The organism is Labrys monachus, from assembly GCF_030814655.1.
Classification (GTDB): domain Bacteria; phylum Pseudomonadota; class Alphaproteobacteria; order Rhizobiales; family Labraceae; genus Labrys; species Labrys monacha.
Genome location: NZ_JAUSVK010000001.1, coordinates 2,065,439 through 2,083,315 on the forward strand (window position 1 = coordinate 2,065,439; position 17,877 = coordinate 2,083,315).

Genomic DNA, 17,877 nt, shown 5'->3' on the forward strand with positions numbered 1-17,877 from the left:
TGTGCCGCGCCGGCGGAAGCATCTAGCAGACGGCCGGCGCGTCCTTGTGACGGATGCGGACAGGCCCGGCGGTCATCGGCGGCCGGTTGGACGGAATGCTCTCACGGCACCCGCCTGACGCCGAAGACGAGACGCATGGCCGTCTCCTTTCCGGGCACGACATGCTTTTGAAGCTCTCCGCGATGGAGGGCCATGATGCGCCGCACGATTTCCAGGCCGATGCCGAGCCGATCGGTGCTGTTGGAAAATTCGATGCCGCCGCCGTCGCGAAGCAGCCCGGCATCGTCCACGACCGAGACCTCCAGGCCCGGACCGGCCACCACCTCGATGCCGGTGCCCGCCGGCGTGTGCTTCACCGCGTTCTCGACGAGATTGCGGATGGCATCGTAGAGAAGCGGGGCATGGCCCTGGACGGTGCCCGCCCCCCTGTCGTCGAAGGCGATCCTGTCCTTGCGGTCATAGACATAGGGGGCGATGTCGATAACCACGCGCCGGGCGATCTCGGCGATGTCGATCGGCTGCAATGTGGTGCGGTCCACGCTTTCGAGGCGCCCGAGCGCGGTGATCTGGGCGATGAAGCGCGTCAGCGCGTTGATATCCCCCTCGATCTTGCGGGCCCTCGGGTGGTCGATATAGCTGAGCTCGAGCTGCATCATGGCGAGCGGCGTTCTGATTTCATGCGCGACCGCGGTGGTGAACACGCGCTGCGACGACATCAGCGAGCGGACGCGCGACAGCGTCCGGTTGATGGCGGCGCCGAAATCCGCGATTTCGCGAGGCATGCCGGCGACGTCGATCGTCTGCTTGGGATCGAGCGGATCGATGCTCTCCGCCAGATGCGCGGCCTGCCTTACGGGACGCAGCGCGAAATGAATCGACAGCAGCGTCCCGCCCAGCAGAAGCAGCAGCATGATCGACATGGGGATGGCGAGATGGTCCTCGAACTCCTGCTCGAGGACACCCCACAGGACGTGGTCATGGTCGTCCAGCACGGCGATTTCGATGAAGATCCTCTGGCCCTCGACGGTGAAGGTCTTGCCGCCGGCGACCTTGATCGGCTTTCCCGATCCGATGAGCCTTGACCACACGTCCGGCGGATTGACTTCGAGGGGCAAAAGGTGGCGTTCGCAATTGACGTCGCAATCGCTGTAGATCACCTCGCCCGTCGGCGTTCTGATGCGGGTCACATAGGACGGGTCGGTCGAATCGTAGCGCGCGAGATCGTCCGGCAGCCGGTAGCGCCAGCCGGACTGCTCGCGCCGGATTCCCTCGACCAGTAGGCCGGTCTCGCGCTGGACCATGAGGTCGGCGAGCTTGGTGTCGTCGAAATAGTAATCCGCGAAGATCACGAAGGCCTGCAGCGTCGCCGCCAGTGCGGCAAAGATCACGATGCGCCAGGCAACGATGCGGGCGAGTGTCTTTCGGCTGGTCATCGATCCCCCGATACCCGGTGCGCATCGTTCCCGAGAGCAAAATGCGTTCAAGCAGGTGCGGATCACCAATTGAACGCAGTGGTGCCAAAAGAATTTTGCGGTTCATGGTGGTTCGATCTGAAGGCAGGGCGTCCCACGAGGCCTCAGCCTATCCGATCGACCTGTCAAATGCCTGTCAAGGTTGAGCGAAAGCCGGGCCACAGCCGTGGCGCATGACGGCTTTCGCCGCATTCGGACAGTCCTATGCGAGCCGATCCGCGGCGGCGGCAACGGCCTTGGATATCGAGCCCTTCGTGATTCCTGGCTTCAATTGCCGCTGCTTCGCGACGTTCGTGTTTATCTCTACTCAACAAGACGGTCAGAATGCAGAAACATCATGGTCTCCTCGGCAAATATCGACCCTACACCATCGCCGGTCTCGCGGTCCTCGCCTTGACCGGACCTGCCCTGGCGCTGTCGCTCAAGGGCCTCATGCGGCAGATGTCCGACAATACCAGCGCGGCCAAGGCGGCCTTGTCCAGCTTCGACGCGCGGACCGCGGAAGCCGTTCTGCGCCGCTACGCGGCCGATGCCCGCGAAGGCAAGACTCTCTTCGCCAGCGGCCAAAGCGCAAGGGATCAGGACATGCGCGCACGCTTCGACAGGATGGCCGCCGCCGCCGAACCGCCGGGCCGCCAGACCCTGGACCCGGCTTCGTTCCGCAAGGCGTTCGTGGCCGTCGTCACCGAATGCAAGACCTGCCACAGCGCGCACAAATAGAGCGCCCGACATGATTTCCGATGACAGGAGGCTTGCTTGAACAAGCATGCGACAACGTATGAGCCCATCTCCAAGCCCACGAAGGAGCGGCAGGGGAGCGGCAGGACTTCGACCAAGGCCAGGACGGTCCGGGCCTGGGATCTTCCCACCCGCCTGTTCAAATGGTCGCTGGTCGCCCTGATCGCGACGGCGTGGATATCGAGCGGCTTCGCCGATCCCGACATGACCGTGCACAAGGCGGCCGGCTACGGCATTCTCGTCCTGCTGATCTATCGCCTGCTGTGGGGCATCTTCGGCGGGTCGACGGCGCGTTTCTCCACTTTCGTGCGCTCGCCCGCCTCGGCATGGTTCTATCTGCGCCTGCTCCGGCAGGGGCGCGCGAAGCCCTATCTCGGACATAACCCCGCCGGCGGCCTCATGGTGATCGGCCTCCTGCTCGGATGCTCGGTCCAGGTGCTGCTGGGCCTGTTCTCGAGCGACGGCGTCACCGCGGCGGGTCCCTTCGCCGGAATGGTCGGCGATACGGTCGCCGGCTGGGTGGCCGAGATCCATGCCGCCTGGTTCTACTTCGTCATCCTGGGCCTGGCGGGCCTCCATATCGCGGCAAACCTCTATTACCAGTTCGTCAAGCGCGACAATATCATCGGGGCGATGATCACCGGCCGCAAGGACGTGCGGCCCTATGTCGACGGGCGTGAAGCGCAGGGCGGTTCGCTGGCCGTGGCCGGCATCTGCCTGCTGGTGGCCGCCGGCGTGGTCTACGGCGCGGTGGCGCTGTTCGGCTCCTCCGTCTGAGCGCCGGCTTCGTGCCCCTTTCGAACAGATCGGCCGTCCGCGCGTCCGGGTCCACACCCGGCCGGCGGCGGCTGATCTCATTCGCGATCGCCGGCACCCTCGGATTCATGGTCGATGCCGGCGTCCTGACGGGCCTTCTGCATCTGGGCTCCGATCGGCGGCTGGCCAGGCTGGCGTCCTTCGCATGCGCGCTCGTCGCGACGTGGCTGATCAATCGCTCGACGACCTTCGCCGACCGGGCCGGCGCCCTCAGCCTCGCTGAATTCATCCGCTACGCCGGCGCCAGTTCGGGTGCCGCGGTTGTGAATCTGGGCGTCTATCTCGCGCTGACGTCCGGCTGCGACGTCTTCCGCCGCGAGCCGGTCATCGCGATCGCGGCGGCGACGGGCCTGTCGATGTCCCTGAATTTCTGGAGCTATCTCCGGCTGGTCTTCGCCCGATAGGGCGGTCCCGACGGCCGGAAGCCCCACCCGCGGCCCATGCCGTGCCGCTCACAGATCGTTGGCGGCCGGATAGAACACGATGTCGTCGTCCGGCATGAGGCGGTGGTTCATCCGTGCGTCCCGCGCGGTCCCGCCCGGCGCCACGGGCTGGGCTGCAAGACCGCTCTCCGGCCTGAGGCCGACCGACCGGTCGACGATGAAGAGCGGCCTCGCCCGCACCTCGTCGAATATCCTGCCGACATACTCGCCCAGTATTCCCATGAAGAGGAGCTGGATTCCCAGCAGGAGGGACGACATCAGGAAGAGCATGCCGGCTTCCGAGGGAGCGCGATGGTGCAGCACATGCCGGGCCAGCGCCTCGCCGCCGAGGATCGAGCCGAGCGACAGGGACAGCAGGCCTGCATAGAGGCACAACCGCAGCGGCGCCTTGGAGAAGGCGAAGAAGCTGTCCAGAGCCAGGCCGAGGAGCTTCGGAAAGCTCCATTTCGAACGGCCCTGCGAGCGATGGCCGTAGTGGAAGGGTACGCAGATCGAGCGAAAGCCGACCCATGAAAACAGGCCGCGGCTGAAGCGGTTCTTCTCCGCCAGTCTCCGGAAGGCATCGACCGGCTTTCGCCCCAGCAGCAGGAAATCCGTGGCGCCGTCCGGCAGCGGTACCTTCGAGAGGCGCGCGAACAGCTGGTAGAAAAGCACCGAATAGAGCCGCCGGAGCCAGCCATCGGTATCCCTGTCGAGACGTTGTCCGAAAACGACCTCATAGCCCTCGCGCCAGCGCTGGATGAAGGCGGGGACCAGTTCCGGCGGGTGCTGGAGGTCGGCGTCCATGATGATGACGGCGTCGCCGGGCGCGTAAGCGAGGCCGGCGGCGATGGCCTGTTCCTTGCCGAAATTGCGGCTCAGGGCGATCGCCGAGATCCGCTTGTCGGCCTCGTGGAACTTGCCGAGATAGGCGAATGTCCCGTCGGTGGAGCCGTCGTCGACGAACAGGATGGTCCAGTCCACCCGCGCCGGCTCCAGGCTGCGTTCCAGGCGGGAGACCAGTTCCTCCAGGCCGCCTCTTTCATTGAGGACCGGGATGACAATCGTGACGAGTGGCTTCGACATTCCAACGGTACCGATCGGGAGTGAGCGTGACAACGGTTCAGTTCTGACGGCGAAGAAAGGCGCCGGCCCGATTGCCGGGAGGCAGGAGCAGATAGGCGATGCGCAGCGGCTCGGCACGGTCCGCCCTTGACCAGATGAACGTCTCCTGGCCGAAGATGCTGGCCGGCGAGGCGGTCTCGAGATCGGCGACCTGTGCCGGCTCCGAGCCCGCCCGCCACACCACCAGCAGGCCCTTTTGCTCGACGGTGTCGGCCGTGATCCACGGCGCTTCGCTCGGATCGAGCTCCGTGAACACGCGGGCCTGGGGCAGCGGGTCCGCGATCAGCCCGGCGATCCACGGGTCGCCGCCGACGACGGCGAGCGGCGCGCCGGTCTTCGCCCGCCACAGCGCCTCGAAGCGCGAAGCGATCGCCGCCTCCGGCCACAAGGCCGTCGACCGGGGCTGGGCGGCCATGCTCTGCCAGATTTCGGTTGCCGGCAGGGCCAGGGCGAAGAGAACCACCAGGCCGAGCGCCGAAACCGCCAGATAGTCGAAGGCGCGCGCAGTCAATCGGCTGCCGAGCAGACCGACGACGACGAGGCCGACGAGGTTGTACATCGGTGCGGCCCAGCCGGCATTGATGTCGCCTCTCAGCGAGGCGAGCGCGACGCATGCCAGCGGCGCGACTCCCACCAGGAGCAGGAAGATCCACCTGCGCCGTTCGAGCGTGAACGGACCGGCTGTCTGCTCCCTGCCTCGCGCTGCGAATAGGACGACGCCGATCAGCACGAAGAGGGCGGCGTTGTCGCCGATCTCCTTGGCTATGAAGAAGAGGGGATTGTGGCGCAGGCCCGCCGATTCCGCGCTCATATATTTCAGCGGCTGGAAGTCCAGGGCCCATAGCTCGTAGAGGAGGGGGCAGACCAGCAGGACGAAGACGGCCAGCGCAAGCCAGGGACCGATGCCGGCAAACCGCGCGCGGGCCTGCCGATCCGCCAGCAGCCAGGCCAGGCAGGCGAGGAGCAGCAGGCCCGTCGACAGCTTGGCATACATGCCGAGCCCCGCCGCGGCCGCCAGCGCCAGCCACCAGCCGGGACGGTCCTGCCCGGACGCTCGCCACAGGCACCAGGCGATCGCCGCCCAGAACGGCATCTGTGCGACGTTGTGGTCGAACTGGACCGTGGGCCAGGTGAAGAAATAGCAGCCGGCGAGGAACAGGGTACCGGCTGCGGCGTGCCGGCCGCCGACGAGATCGCGGCCGAGCAGAAAGACGAAGATGTAGGTGACGCAGACGAAGATCTGCGAGACGAGATAGGCCGGCCAGCCGATGCCGCCATACAGGAAGCGGCTGAGGCCGAGGCACCAGGCCGGCAATTGCGGATGCTTGTAGCTCAGCACGATCCATTCGCGCGCCCAGCCATAGCCTTCGATCACATTGCGCGGCAGGGCGCTGCGGCTGAGGGCCGGGACGAGCGTCCAGAACAGGAGCTGCAGGAAGCACAAGGCAAGGACGGCCGCCGTCGGCGTCAGAAGCCCGGATCTGGCCAAGGCGGCGGCCCGGAAAGGGGCCGGCGCCGGCTGGGCTGCGGCAGGAGGGATGGTGGTCATGGCATTGTCGAACCGGCATTTCCGAAGAGGACCGCCGCAGCGGTCAGACAAATCTACAGAAGCCGGTGATGGCAAATCGCGGGCAAATTGATGAGATTGGCCACAATCGCCGGGTTTATCCTTTCGCTGACAGCGAGCTGACAGCCCCCTCGACATCGGAGGGCGACGCTGTTCGCGAGCGAAAGGGGGCGGCGGGCCGGCCGCTAGTCCGGCTGCTTTTCCCGCAGGAGATAGCCGATGCCGCGGATCGTCTCGATCTCGACCCCGAGGTCATAGGGCAGCAGGCGGCGGCGCAGGCGCGAGATCGCCAGTTCGACGGCGTTCGTCGAAATCTCGCTGCTGAATTCGGACAGCATCGTTTCGATCGACTGCTTGGATGTCACGCGCCCGGCGTTGCGGAGCAGCAGCTCCAGAACCGATCTTTCGCGCGGCGCGATCGACAGGGATTTCTGATCCGCCGTCACATTGCCGCTGGCCGGATCGAAGGCGAGGCCGCCGACGGCGATCTGCTCGGCATAATGGATGGCGCTGCGCCGCAGCAGGGCCCGGCAGCGCGCCATCAGTTCGGTGTGGTTGAAGGGCTTGACCAGATAGTCGTCGGCGCCGCCGTCGAGCGCCGCCACGCGGTCCTCGATCGAGCCGCGGGCGGTGATGACCAGGATGGGCGCGTTGAAGCCGCCGTGGCGCAGGTCCCGGATCAGCGCCAGGCCGTCGCCATCGGGCAGGCCGAGATCGACGAGCGCCAGATCGTAGGCGACCGCCTCGATGGCCTGGCGGGCGGCCGCCACCGTCTCCACGCTGTCCAGCCGCCAGCCGGCGAGATGGACGCTCTCTCCCAGCAGGTCGCGCAGACGCGCGCTGTCTTCAACCAAAAGCAGTCGCATGGACACCCTGCCGGTTCGCCCCGTGCCGAGCCGGCATGGTACGAGCACCACGCCGGCGGGGCAACCTCCTGCTCCCTGAGCCCTCGGCATGGTGGAGATATCGCCGCCTCGATGGCGCCAGGCGTCGAGCAAAGCCCAAAGGGGAGATATCCAGGCTACAGGATGGGCTTGCCGCCGGTGACCGCGATGGTGGCGCCCGAGATATAGCTCGACAGCGGATCGGCGAGCATGACATAGGCGGTGGCGAGTTCCGCCGGCTGGCCCGCCCGTTTCATCGGCACCTTGCTGCCGAAATTCTCGACCGTTTCTTCCGGCATGGTCGAGGGGATGAGCGGGGTCCAGATCGGGCCCGGCGCGACCGAATTGGCGCGGATGCCTTTTTCGGCGAGGAGTTGCGCCAGCCCCGCGGTGAAGTTCTGGATGGCCCCTTTGGTCGTCGCATAAGCGAGCAGCGTCGGGTTCGGCGTGTCCGCATTGACGGACGCCGTGTTGATGATCGCGCTGCCGGGCTTCATATGCGGCACGGCGGCTTTGACGAGATAGAACATTGCATGGATGTTGGTGCGGAACGTCAGCTCCCATTCCTCGTCTGAGATGTCGCCGATGTCCTCGAACGTCGCCTGATGGGCGGCGTTGTTGACCAGGATGTCGACGACGCCGAATTCGGCCACGGCCTTGTCGACGATCGCACGGCAATGCGCGGATGCCTGGATGTCGCCGGGGACGAGGACGGCCTTGCGCCCGGCGCTCTCGACCAGACGTTTGGTTTCGGCAGCGTCGACATGCTCGTCGAGATAGGACACGAGGATATCCGCACCTTCACGCGCGAAGGCGAGCGCCACCGCCCGGCCGATGCCGCTGTCGGCGCCGGTGATGATCGCCTTCTTGCCGGCGAGCTTTCCCGACCCCTTGTACGACGCTTCGCCATGGTCCGGCTTAGGGTCCATGCGGTCGGTCAAGCCGGGCATGGGCTGCTGCTGCTTTGGAAAGGGGGGCTGGGGATAATCCGACATTGGAGGGGTTCTCTCGGTTGATGCATGGGTCGTCGATGCACAACCGTCCTGCCCCCGTAGGGTTTCCCGAGCGTGCGATCAATCGCCCGCACCATGTCGATCCGGCCGGATCTGGGCCGGCTGGCGCCCGGCCGCCTGCCCGGCCTTGCCGGCGCGCCGGGATGGCGATCGGGCGCGCAACTCAAGCGGCAGGCGCCTGCCCGGCGGTATCCAGCGCGAAGCCCGGGGATTCACCGCGCTGCCGTTCGGCCTTCTTCACGGCCTCGATGTCCCGGAACGAGGCTGCCGGATGATCGGCCGGCAGATAGGGGCCTTCGCCGAACAGCTTTTCGCGCAGTGTCCCGGCGCGATACGCCTTGGGGTAGGCGCCGCGGCGCTGCAGTTCGGGAACGAGCAGGTCGACGATGCTCTCGAAGGTCTCGGGCGTGACGGCATAGGCGAGGTTGAAGCCGTCGATGTCGGTTTCCTCCACCCATTGCTGCAGCTGATCGGCGACGGTTGTCGGGGAACCGACGAAGACCTGGCCGACGCCGCCGACACCGCCCCATGTCGCGAGGTCGTTGACCGTCCAGGAGCGGCTGTCGGAGACCAGATTCTCGATCATCGAGGTGAGTGCATTGGGCGGGATGTCCCGGATCACGTCGGTCGGCGAGAATTGACCGAAATCGACGCCGCTCCAGCCCGACATGAAGACGAGCGAGCCGTCATAGGAGGCATAGCGCCGGTATTCGTCGAAGCGGGCCTGGGCCTTGGCATCGGTTTCGTCGACGATGACCGTCACGAGACTGTAGATCAGCAGCTTTCGCGGGTCGCGGCCGCTTTCGGCGGCGCGGCGGCGTATGTCCGAGGCGTAGGCCTTGAGAACGCTCTTCGACAGCGACCCCACGAAGACGCATTCGGCATTGCGAGCGGCAAAGGCCTTGCCGGCGCCCGATGCGCCGGCCTGGTAGAGCAGAGGCGTGCGCTGGGGCGAGGGCTCGCACATATGATAGCCTGGAACCTCGAAATATTTACCCCTGTGGCCGATCTCGTGGACCTTCTCGGGGATGGCGAAGACGCGGTTGGCGCGGTCCCGCACCACGGCGCCTTCCTCCCAGCTGCCCTCGAACAGCTTGTAGAGGACTTCGAGATATTCCTGGGCGACATCGTAGCGATCGTCATGGCGGCGAAGCGCGTCGTCCCCGACATTGCGGGCGCCGCTGTTCAGGTAGGACGTGACGATGTTCCATCCGACCCGCCCCTTGGTGAGGTGGTCGGCCGTCGAGAGGCGCCGGGCGAAGGTATAGGGATGCTCGAACGTGGTGGAAGCGGTGATGCCGATGCCCAGATGCTCGGTCGCCATCGAGATGGGCACGGCCAGCTGCAGCGGATCGTTGACGGGGATCTGGGCCGCCTGTTCGATGGCGTGATAGGCGCTGCCCTTGTAGACGTCGTAATAGCCGACGACGTCGGCGATGAAGATGCCGTCGAAGATGCCGCGCTCCAGCGTGGCCGCCAGCCCGGTCCAGTATTCGACATCCTTGTACTGCCAGGAACGGTCGCGGGGATGCGCCCACAGCCCGGGCGACTGGTGCCCGACGCAGTTCATCTCGAAGGCGTTGAAGTGGATCTGACGGGTCATGGATGCGGGCCTTTGCGGGGGCGGGTCAGGCGGCGGCGGACGAGCCGGCGAGGCGGCTGCGTTCCTGTCCCTCGGCGTGCCGGAACTCGTCGCGCAGCAGGCTCCAGACCCGATGGCGCAATTCGGCGAAGCGCGGGTCCGAGCGCAGATCCTCGTCCCGGCCCCTGGCTTCGAGCGGGATATCGACGACATCCTTGATGCGGCCGGGCCGGGAGGTCATCACGGCGACGCGCTGGCCGAGATAAACGGCCTCGTCGATGCCGTGGGTGATGAAGACGATCGTCTTGCCGGACGTGCGCCAGATGCGCAGCAACTCGTCCTGCAGCGTCTCGCGCGTGTGGGCGTCGAGCGCCGCGAAGGGCTCGTCCATCAGCAGCACGCCCGGATCGTAGGCCAGGCTGCGGGCGATCGCCACCCGCTGCTTCATGCCGCCCGACAATTCGTGGGGGAGGCGGTCGCCGAAGCCTTCGAGACCGACCATTGCGAGGAAATGCCGGGCCCGCTCGGCCCGCTCGCGCCGGCCGACGCCCTTGGCCTCCAGGCCGAACTCGATGTTCTTCAGGGCGCTGCGCCAAGGGAAGAGGGCATATTGCTGGAAGACGAGGCCGCGGTCGAGGGCCGGACCGGCAATCGGCCGGCCGTCGATGAGAATACGGCCGGTGCTCGGCGCCACCAGGCCGCCGAGGAGATCGAGCAGGGTGGATTTTCCGCAGCCGCTCGGCCCGACGATCACCATGAATTCGCCGGCCTTGACCTCGAGGTTGATGTTCTCGAGCGCGGTGAAGCTGCCGCCGCCGCCGTTCCGGCCGGACGCCACCTTGAGGGGAAACGTCTTGCCGACGTTCTGGATCTGTATGGTGCTGCTCATCTCGTCATTCCCGGAAATGATGCGGACGGGCGAGACCCGGCACGGCCAAGGCCCGCCGTCCACGCCCGCGCGGCGGCGAAGCCTCAGGCCGAGGCGTAGGGATTGAAGGCGTTGGTGTAGAAATCGGTGGGCTTGTATTTGCCCTTCGGCACGATATCGGCGTCCTCGACCAGCTTCAGCCAGAAGGCGAGATCCTGCTCGTTGTTCAGGCCGTGCGTCGCCCAGCGCAGATGGCTGTAATCCTCCTTGCCGTCCCTGTTGTAGATATCCGGCAGATATTGGGTATCGAGCTTGCCGCGGTCGACGCCCAGCTTGATGACGTCGGCCGGGTGCTGGTTCGCCCAGTCGGCCGCTTCGGCGATGGCCGAGACATAGCCCTTGATCAGTTCCGGATGCTCGGCGATGAATTTGTCGGAGGCCATGGTGCCGCCACGGGTGATGAAGCGCCCTGCGATGTCGGAGACCGAGAAGAGCTGGCGGTAGCCGCCCTTGCGGCGCAGTTGGATGTCGAGCGGCGTGTAGGCGATGATCGCATCGATTCCGCCCTGCTGCAGCACCTGCTCATACTGCGCCTGCGGCACTGGGACGATCGTCACTTCGCTCTTGTGGACGCCGCGCTTGGCCAGCCAGTCCATGGCGAACCACACGCCGGAGAATGTCGGCCATTGCGTGCCGATGCGCTTGCCCTTGAGATCCTGCGCCGTCTTGATCGGCCCATTCTCGAGGACGATGAGGCCGTCGCCGGCATTGGCCGGATCGAAAGGCAGGGTGGAGGAAACGATCTCCCTGGCCTTCAGGCCCTTGTCGAAGACGTTGATGAAATAGGCGTAGTCGGCAAAGGGAGCCAGATCGAGCGCGCCGCTGTCGAGGGCGACGGTGTATTGATCCCAGGGGATGACGGCAAAGTCCGCCTGGATGCCGTATTTGGCGAAGAAGCCCTGCGCATCCGCGACTTCGATCAGTTCGTAGCCGATGCTCCAGTTCTGATTCAGGGGCGGACGGAAGATCCTGACGGATTTCAGATCGCCGGCCCGGGCCCGAGACGGCGAGAGCAGGGGGGCGGCGACGCCGGCGAGGGCGAGCGAACCGGCAGCCGCCTTGAGGAGGGAACGGCGGGAGACGTTGGACATGGCAGGCTCCTTTGAAGGGGGAGGACGGGCCGTTGCGGCTCGGATCAGGGATTGACGTCCTGGCGCCAGGACGACAGCCGGCGTTCCAGGGAGACCAGCAGCCAGTTGCTGCCGATGCCGAGCAGGGCGAGCACGATGACGCCGACATAGAGCAGGTGGACGCTCATCAGATATTGGGCGTTGACGATGAGGTAGCCGAGGCCGCTGCTGGCACCGACCATCTCCGAGACGACCAGCATCAGGAAGGAATAGGTCGCGGCCAGGCGCATGCCGGTGATGATCGAGGGAACGGCGGATGGCAGCACGACCTTGAGCAGCAGCTGCCAGCTCGGCAGGTCGATCGAACGGGCATATTTGACCAGGGCCGGATCGACGCTTCTGACACCGGTGATCGTGCCGAGCAGGATCGGCCAGACGACGACCCAGTAGATGATCGCCACATTGGTGGCGTAGCCGATGCCGAAGAACAGGATGAAGGCCGGAAACAGGGAGACCGGATTGGTCTGGCGCAGCAGCTGCAGCAGCGGATTGAGGTAGGATTCGAGCGGCTTGTACCATCCGAGCAGGATGCCGAGCGGGACCGCCGTGACCACGCCGAGGCCGAAACCGCCGGCAGCGCGCCCGACGCTGACCAGGATCTGCGGCAGCAACTGGCCGGCAAGGGCATATTCGGCGCCCTTTTCGATCACCTCGGAGAAGGGCGGCAGGAAAGTGCGGTTGATGAGGCCGAAGCGCGGCGCCAGCTCCCACAGGAGCAGAAAGGCGACGATCGCCGCCGAATTGCGCAGCACCGGCTCGACCCATTCCCGAAACCAGAGACCGGCGGGGCGAAGATCGCCTCGACGCAAGGGGGGCGAGGTCTCGTCGTGAAGAATCTGATCGGTCATTTCGAAATCCAGGAAGGGATGGCGGATTGCCGTCCGGCGGCCGGCTCGGATAAAGTGCATATAATCTATAAAATCTATCAACAAAATGGATATGTCAACCCTCACCTGCCCGAGACCGGTGATCTTCCTGGACCGGACGGGACTGCCCGCTTCTTCCGCCGGCCTTCCGCGGCCGGCAGGGTGGGCCGGTGAGCGGAGGCGCAGTCCGCTCACCGGGGCTGGTCGCCGGTCGTCGGGCCCCGCGTTCGTCCCGGAAAGCTCTTTGCGTTTGCGGAGCCCTCGCTTCGGCCGCGCCTCACGCGAAGCGTGCATCCTCTTCGGCGACGTGAGGAGGTGGCGCATCGCCCGACATCGTCCGGCCGATGCTTTGGCGCAGGGCGGTCGGCGAGACCCCGAAAGCCTCCCTGAAGCGGCGGGAGAAATTGGAAGGATGCGGAAAGCCGGTGGAGATGGCGATATCCATCAGCGACCGCTTGCTCTTGAGTACCAGCCAGCGTGCGAGATCCAGCCGCAGCCGAACATAGGCCGCGTTGGGACGCGTGCCCGTCTCCTCCCAGAACAGGCTCTCCAGCCGGCGGGCGGAAATGCCGACCCGGCCCGCTATGTCGCTGATGCGAAGCGGCTGGCTCATGCTCTGCTCCATGATCAGAAGGGCACGCCTGACCCGATCATCGGACACGGCCTTGCCCAGGGGCGCCCTGGCCTGCGGCTCGGAGGGCGGACGGGCCCTCTCGATCTGCTGGATCTGCAGGGCCTTCTCCGTCGAGGGCAGACCGAGATGGCGTTCGACGAGATAGGCGGCGAGATCCGCCGCGCCGGCGCCGCCCGAACAGGTGATGCGGTTGCCGTTGACGAAGAACAGGCGGTCCGCCAAAGCGGGAATATCGGGAAATTGCCGGCGAAAATCATCGACGTGATACCAGCTGACGCAGGCTTTGCGTCGGAGCAGCAGGCCGGCCCGAGCCAGGATGAAAGAACCGGTGCAGACGCCGATCAGCGGGATGCCGGCGGCGTCCGCCCTGTGCAGGAAATCGATCGCCGCCTCGTCGAGCGGGGCCTCGGCCCGCAGGAGGCCGCCGACCACCGCCACATGGCTGAAGCGGCGGGGATCGCCGAGCGGCGCAGTCGGCGCGACCTCGATGCCGGCACTGCTCCTGATCAGGTGACCGGTTGCGCTGAGCACCTCCCAGTCGCAATGCACGCGCCCGCTGCGATCGCCGACATCGCTGGCGAGGCGCAGCGTGTCCAGGAACATCGAGAAGGCCGACATCGTGAAGTCACGGCTGAGAATGAACCCGATCCTCAACGGCTTCGCGCCGGCATCGACATTCGGTATCTGAACCACCTTGCAATCCCGTTGCTCGGGCGGCTGCGGGCCTGCCGCCGCTTTCATGCCGGGGTCCGGCGATTGCAGCTTACAGATGGGGGAGGCGCGGGGCCAGCGCCGCGGCATGGCCCAGCGCCATGCCGGCGGCGATCGGCGATCCGGCGGAACGGCTATTTCCGGTAGACTTCGACGTCCGCGGTGCCGTCGGCATGGCCGATCACGATCTCCCTGGCGATGCCGACGAACAGGCCGTGCTCGACCACGCCCGGGATCTCGTTGAAGCGGGGCGCGAGGCGATCCGGCTCGCCGATCGCCCGCAGGTGGCAGTCGACGATGTAGTTGCCGCTGTCGGTGACGACGGGCGTGTCGCCGCCGCGACGCAGGATCGGAACCTCGGTGAAGCCGAATTCGGTGAAGAGCCTGCGAAGCTGGTGGACGGTGTTGCGCCAGCCGAACTGGACGACCTCGATGGGCAGGGGAAAACGGCCGAGCGTGTCGACGATCTTGCTGTCGTCGGCGATGCAGACCATGCGCTTGGAGGCGCGCGCCACGATCTTCTCCCACAGGAGGCAGGCGCCGCCGCCCTTGATCATGCGGCCTTCGCGATCGACCTCGTCCGGCCCGTCCAGCGTGACCTCCAGCTCGGTGACGTCGTTGAGGTCGAGCAGCGGCACGCCGGCTTCGACGGCGACCGCGCGGGTGGCGTTGGAGGTCGGCACGCCGGCGATGCGCAGGCCGTTCCTCACTTCCTCGCCGAGCAGGCGAACCATCCAGTGCGAGGTCGTGCCCGAACCGAGGCCGACCTGCATGTCGTTCCGGAAATAGGTCGCGATGGCCTTGCGGCCGGCGGCGATCTTGGCCTTGTCCTGCTCGTTCTTCGGCTGCAACACGCGGGGCTCCTTCGGGTCATTCGGCCGTGTTTCGGGGGGGGGGAGGGTCTCAATCCATGAACTTTTCGGTCAGCCAGGGATCGAGCGCGGTGAGGTTGTCCGGCATGTTGCGCCCCTGCTTCAGGCCGATCGCCGCCACCAGCATGTTGATGACAAGGAAATGGTTCAGGCGTGCCGTCAGCGGCGTGTAGAGCTCGCTGTGCTCGTAGCGCGGAACCGGAATGACGATGTCGCTGTGGCGGGCGAGGTGGGACTGCGGCGCGGTGATGCCGATGGTGGTCACGCCGTTCTCGCGGGCGATCATGGCGACGTTCACCAGCGTGCGCGTCGCCCCGGAATGGGAGAAGAGCACCGCCACCTCGTCGCTCCTCAGCGTCGGCGCCAGCACCATCTGGCGCTGGGCGTCGAAGACCGTGCGGCAGTGCAGGCCGAGGCGGAAGAGCTTGTGCTCGGCGTCGAAGGCCACGGTCTCGGAGATGCCGAGGCCGAGCAGGAACACCGCGCGGGCCTGGATCATGGCGTCCGCCGCCTTCTCCACCGCCACCGGATCGGCATCGTCGGCGAAGCGCTTGATGGCGTTCATCGAATTGCTGAGGATCTTGCCGACGGCGTCGGCGACGCTGTCCCCCTGCTCGATGGCGCGATGCACGAAGGGGGCCGCGGGCGACAGGCCCTGGGCGAGGCGCACCTTGAATTCGGGATAGCCGCTGCAGCCGAGCCGGCGGCAGAAGCGCAGGATGGTCGGATCGGAGACGTCCGCTTCCTTCTTCAGGTCCACCATGCTCATGGTGATGACCGCTTCGGGCTGCCTGAGGATGACCTCGGCCAGCCGCAGCTCGGCCTTGGCGAGCGAGGCCCTGATCTTGGCGACTTCCTTCAGCATGGCGCCCTCAATCCGTCGCCACTGCGCCCGGCAGCAGGTCGGCAAAGCGGGCGAGGCGGGCCTGCGCCGCGACGGCGACGGCCGGGCCCGTGCCCCAGTCGACGATGCGGCAGGCGATGTTGGCGGCGGCGGCGCAGTCGCGGTCGATGACGGTATCGCCGACATAGACGACGTCCTGCGGTGCGACGCCGAGCGCCTCGACGGCATGCAGCAGCGCGCGCGGATCCGGCTTGGTGAAGGGCGTGGTATCCGCGCCAACCACCACCGACATCAGCGGGAGCAGGCCGAAATGGTCGAGCACGATCTCGGCGAGCTCCTGCAGCTTGTTGGTGCAGACGCCGAGCCGGATGCCCGCCCCATGCAGCGCCTCGAGGGCGGGCTTGGCATCGGCGTAGAGCCTGGACGACTCCACCGGGTTGGCGCGGTAATAGGCGATATAGGTGGCGACGTCCCGATCGAGGTCGTCGGTCCGGACATCCAGCGCCGCGAAGAGCTTGGCCACCAGCGCCCGCGCGCCTTCCCCGATGAAGCCCTCGACGAAGGCGACCTCCTGCGGCGGCGCCCCGCGGTCGGCCAGCAGCCGGTTCATGGACAAAGTGATGTCCGGGGCGCTGTCGACCAGGGTTCCGTCGAGATCGAAAATGGCAGCCTTCATGGTCGAACCTTTCTGTCGGCCAGGGCGGCGATCTTGCCGAAGGTCGCCTCCATGGCCGGATAGAGCGTCTTGTAGACGGGATGCATCGCGTCATAGAGGTCGGCGCGGGCGGGATCGGGCTCGATCTGTCGGGTCTGCGCCACCACGCCGACGGCCTCGTCCAGGCTCGCCCAACGGCCGGCGCCGATGCCGGCGAGCAGCGCGGCGCCGAAGGCGCCCCCTTCCGAGGCCCCGGAGACGGTCGCGACCGGGCGCCCGGTGACGTCGGCGAGCAGTTGCAGCCAGAGGGGCGAGGCGGTGGCGCCGCCCGAGGCGCGCAGCCGCTCACAATCGAGGCCGCTGCGGGCGAAGAGGTCGAGAATGGCGCGCATGTTGAACAGCACCCCTTCCATCACGGCCCGGGACATGTGGCCGATGCCGTGGGCGCGGGTGAGGCCGATCCAGGCGCCGCGTCCGTCCGCGGCGATGTCGGGACAGCGCTCGCCCATCAGATAGGGCAGGAAGAGAAGGCCTTCGGCGCCGGCCGGCGTGCTTTCGGCCAGGGCGGCGAGACGGTCGAAGGAGAGGTCGCCGCCGGCCAGCGGCGCCAATGTCTCCTTCAGCCATTGAAAGGAGCCGCCGGCATTCAGCGACACGCCCATGACGTGCCAGCGGTCGGGCGCATTGCCGCAGGAGACCTGCAGGAGGCCGTCCCGGTTGTCCGGGCAGGCATAGGCCGCGCCGCCGACGATGCCGGCGGTGCCGATGGTGACGCCGATGCTGCCGGGCCGGACGACGCCCTGGGACGTCGTCTGCATCACCGCGTCGCCGCCGCCGGCGACGACCGGCAGGCCCGCCGGCAGGCCCCACAGCCGCGCGACCTCGGTCGAAAGGCCGGCGGTGACCTCGCTCGATTCAAACACCGCAGGCGCCTGCGCCTGCCCCAGCCCGACGACGGCGAGGAGCTCCGGCGACCATCGCCGCCGCCGGACGTCGAACAGCCCGGTGCCGGAGGCGTCGGAAACATCGGTCGCGTGCACGCCGGTCATGCGCAGCCGCAGATAGTCCTTGGGATTGAGGAAACACCGCAGGCGGGCGAAGGCATCCGGCTCCTGTTCCGCCATCCACAGGAACTTGCCGCCGGTGAAGCCGGGCAGCATGCGGTTGTTGGAGAGGGCGAGCAGGGCGTCGAGCCCGCCGACACGCTCGGTGATGGTCTCGCATTGGGGGGCGGCCCGCTGGTCGCACCACAGCATCGCCGGGCGGATCACGCCGTCCTCCGCATCGAGGGGGACCAGGCCGTGCATCTGCCCGGTGAGGCCGATCGCCTGGACCTGCCAGCCCTCGAGACGCGCGGTGACCTGGCGCATCGTCTCGACGGTCGCCTGCCACCACAATTGCGGATCCTGCTCGGCCCAGCCGGGACGCGGGGTGACGAGCGGATAGTCGATGCTGGCCCGGGCGACGACGCCACCCTCGGCGTCGAGCGCCAGGGTCTTGCAGGTCGAGGTGCCCAGATCGACGCCGATGAAGCAGGGACGCGAGCTCATGCGGGCGTGCCCTTCCGGCCGGGCGCCATCGAAGCGCGTATCGGAGGAGCGGCGCGAGGCTCGATCTG

At 66.8% G+C, this 17,877-nt stretch carries 18 protein-coding genes; 4 read left to right on the top strand and 14 right to left on the bottom strand.

Annotated elements, in window-relative coordinates:
* Positions 1-101 precede the first annotated feature (101 nt).
* On the bottom strand, positions 102-1,433 hold the full coding sequence (locus J3R73_RS09375) for a sensor histidine kinase (protein ID WP_307425463.1): 1,332 nt from the start codon (positions 1,431-1,433) through the stop codon (positions 102-104).
* Between the two features lie 363 nt (positions 1,434-1,796).
* Here J3R73_RS09375 and J3R73_RS09380 point away from each other — a divergent pair, with 363 nt between their 5' ends.
* Genes J3R73_RS09380 through J3R73_RS09390 form a run of 3 tightly spaced genes read left to right on the top strand, consistent with a single transcriptional unit; the run spans position 1,797 to position 3,430 of the window.
* A complete protein-coding gene (locus tag J3R73_RS09380) occupies positions 1,797-2,192 on the top strand; it encodes a hypothetical protein (protein WP_307425465.1) in 396 nt (131 codons plus the stop codon).
* 36 nt (positions 2,193-2,228) lie between these two features.
* On the top strand, positions 2,229-2,987 hold the full coding sequence (locus J3R73_RS09385; protein ID WP_307425467.1) for a cytochrome b/b6 domain-containing protein: 759 nt from the start codon (positions 2,229-2,231) through the stop codon (positions 2,985-2,987).
* Between the two features lie 11 nt (positions 2,988-2,998).
* Positions 2,999-3,430, top strand: a complete 432-nt coding sequence (locus tag J3R73_RS09390; RefSeq protein WP_307425470.1) for a GtrA family protein — start codon at positions 2,999-3,001, stop codon at positions 3,428-3,430.
* Positions 3,431-3,478: 48 nt separating this feature from the next.
* Here the strand turns inward: J3R73_RS09390 and J3R73_RS09395 are convergent, their stop codons facing one another.
* The 8 genes from J3R73_RS09395 to J3R73_RS09430 form a co-directional block, all read right to left on the bottom strand.
* Entirely contained in the window at positions 3,479-4,534 is a 1,056-nt protein-coding gene (locus J3R73_RS09395; RefSeq protein ID WP_307425473.1) for a glycosyltransferase family 2 protein, read from the bottom strand.
* A gap of 37 nt (positions 4,535-4,571) precedes the next feature.
* On the bottom strand, positions 4,572-6,122 hold the full coding sequence (locus J3R73_RS09400; RefSeq protein ID WP_307425476.1) for a glycosyltransferase family 39 protein: 1,551 nt from the start codon (positions 6,120-6,122) through the stop codon (positions 4,572-4,574).
* Positions 6,123-6,325: 203 nt separating this feature from the next.
* Positions 6,326-7,006 carry a response regulator transcription factor gene (locus J3R73_RS09405; protein WP_307425479.1) on the bottom strand — a complete coding sequence of 227 codons (681 nt, stop codon included), beginning with the start codon at positions 7,004-7,006 and terminating at the stop codon, positions 6,326-6,328.
* Positions 7,007-7,161: 155 nt separating this feature from the next.
* Positions 7,162-8,019 carry an SDR family oxidoreductase gene (locus tag J3R73_RS09410; RefSeq protein ID WP_307425480.1) on the bottom strand — a complete coding sequence of 286 codons (858 nt, stop codon included), beginning with the start codon at positions 8,017-8,019 and terminating at the stop codon, positions 7,162-7,164.
* Between the two features lie 181 nt (positions 8,020-8,200).
* Positions 8,201-9,640, bottom strand: a complete 1,440-nt coding sequence (locus J3R73_RS09415) for an LLM class flavin-dependent oxidoreductase (protein WP_307425482.1) — start codon at positions 9,638-9,640, stop codon at positions 8,201-8,203.
* 25 nt (positions 9,641-9,665) lie between these two features.
* Entirely contained in the window at positions 9,666-10,508 is an 843-nt protein-coding gene (locus J3R73_RS09420) for an ABC transporter ATP-binding protein (RefSeq protein WP_307425485.1), read from the bottom strand.
* An 83-nt stretch (positions 10,509-10,591) separates the two neighbouring features.
* Positions 10,592-11,638 (bottom strand): ABC transporter substrate-binding protein, encoded by a 1,047-nt coding sequence (locus tag J3R73_RS09425; protein WP_307425488.1) that lies wholly within the window; start codon positions 11,636-11,638, stop codon positions 10,592-10,594.
* Positions 11,639-11,682: 44 nt separating this feature from the next.
* Positions 11,683-12,525: an ABC transporter permease gene (locus tag J3R73_RS09430; RefSeq protein WP_307425491.1), complete on the bottom strand. Its 843-nt coding sequence runs from the start codon at positions 12,523-12,525 to the stop codon at positions 11,683-11,685.
* Between J3R73_RS09430 and J3R73_RS09435 the strand changes: the two genes are divergently transcribed.
* Positions 12,505-12,717: a hypothetical protein gene (locus J3R73_RS09435; protein ID WP_307425495.1), complete on the top strand. Its 213-nt coding sequence runs from the start codon at positions 12,505-12,507 to the stop codon at positions 12,715-12,717. The two genes, J3R73_RS09430 and J3R73_RS09435, sit on opposite strands and share 21 nt — an antisense overlap.
* Positions 12,718-12,820: 103 nt before the next feature.
* On the opposite strand, the gene J3R73_RS09440 is transcribed toward J3R73_RS09435, so the two are convergent.
* The 5 genes from J3R73_RS09440 to xylB form a co-directional block, all read right to left on the bottom strand.
* Positions 12,821-13,870, bottom strand: a complete 1,050-nt coding sequence (locus J3R73_RS09440; protein ID WP_307425497.1) for a GlxA family transcriptional regulator — start codon at positions 13,868-13,870, stop codon at positions 12,821-12,823.
* A gap of 152 nt (positions 13,871-14,022) precedes the next feature.
* The gene (gene rpiA / locus J3R73_RS09445; RefSeq protein ID WP_307425499.1) at positions 14,023-14,742 is read right to left on the bottom strand and encodes a ribose-5-phosphate isomerase RpiA; all 720 of its coding nucleotides are present in this window, start codon (positions 14,740-14,742) and stop codon (positions 14,023-14,025) included.
* A gap of 49 nt (positions 14,743-14,791) precedes the next feature.
* Entirely contained in the window at positions 14,792-15,625 is an 834-nt protein-coding gene (locus tag J3R73_RS09450) for an SIS domain-containing protein (protein WP_307425501.1), read from the bottom strand.
* A gap of 7 nt (positions 15,626-15,632) precedes the next feature.
* Positions 15,633-16,280, bottom strand: a complete 648-nt coding sequence (locus J3R73_RS09455; RefSeq protein ID WP_307425504.1) for an HAD family hydrolase — start codon at positions 16,278-16,280, stop codon at positions 15,633-15,635.
* Positions 16,277-17,809, bottom strand: coding sequence for a xylulokinase (gene xylB / locus J3R73_RS09460; RefSeq protein WP_307425507.1), 1,533 nt, complete (start codon positions 17,807-17,809; stop codon positions 16,277-16,279). Before xylB ends, J3R73_RS09455 begins: the two co-directional genes overlap by 4 nt.
* Positions 17,810-17,877: the final 68 nt, after the last annotated feature.

Coding starts and splice junctions, on each gene's coding strand:
- J3R73_RS09430 (WP_307425491.1), bottom strand. CDS start 12,525: ATGACCGATCAGATTCTTCACGACGAGACCTCGCCCCCCTTGCGTCGA.
- J3R73_RS09380 (WP_307425465.1), top strand. CDS start 1,797: ATGCAGAAACATCATGGTCTCCTCGGCAAATATCGACCCTACACCATC.
- J3R73_RS09450 (WP_307425501.1), bottom strand. CDS start 15,625: ATGCTGAAGGAAGTCGCCAAGATCAGGGCCTCGCTCGCCAAGGCCGAG.
- J3R73_RS09420 (WP_307425485.1), bottom strand. CDS start 10,508: ATGAGCAGCACCATACAGATCCAGAACGTCGGCAAGACGTTTCCCCTC.
- J3R73_RS09400 (WP_307425476.1), bottom strand. CDS start 6,122: ATGACCACCATCCCTCCTGCCGCAGCCCAGCCGGCGCCGGCCCCTTTC.
- J3R73_RS09395 (WP_307425473.1), bottom strand. CDS start 4,534: ATGTCGAAGCCACTCGTCACGATTGTCATCCCGGTCCTCAATGAAAGA.
- J3R73_RS09415 (WP_307425482.1), bottom strand. CDS start 9,640: ATGACCCGTCAGATCCACTTCAACGCCTTCGAGATGAACTGCGTCGGG.
- J3R73_RS09405 (WP_307425479.1), bottom strand. CDS start 7,006: ATGCGACTGCTTTTGGTTGAAGACAGCGCGCGTCTGCGCGACCTGCTG.
- J3R73_RS09375 (WP_307425463.1), bottom strand. CDS start 1,433: ATGACCAGCCGAAAGACACTCGCCCGCATCGTTGCCTGGCGCATCGTG.
- xylB (WP_307425507.1), bottom strand. CDS start 17,809: ATGAGCTCGCGTCCCTGCTTCATCGGCGTCGATCTGGGCACCTCGACC.
- J3R73_RS09410 (WP_307425480.1), bottom strand. CDS start 8,019: ATGTCGGATTATCCCCAGCCCCCCTTTCCAAAGCAGCAGCAGCCCATG.
- J3R73_RS09425 (WP_307425488.1), bottom strand. CDS start 11,638: ATGTCCAACGTCTCCCGCCGTTCCCTCCTCAAGGCGGCTGCCGGTTCG.
- J3R73_RS09455 (WP_307425504.1), bottom strand. CDS start 16,280: ATGAAGGCTGCCATTTTCGATCTCGACGGAACCCTGGTCGACAGCGCC.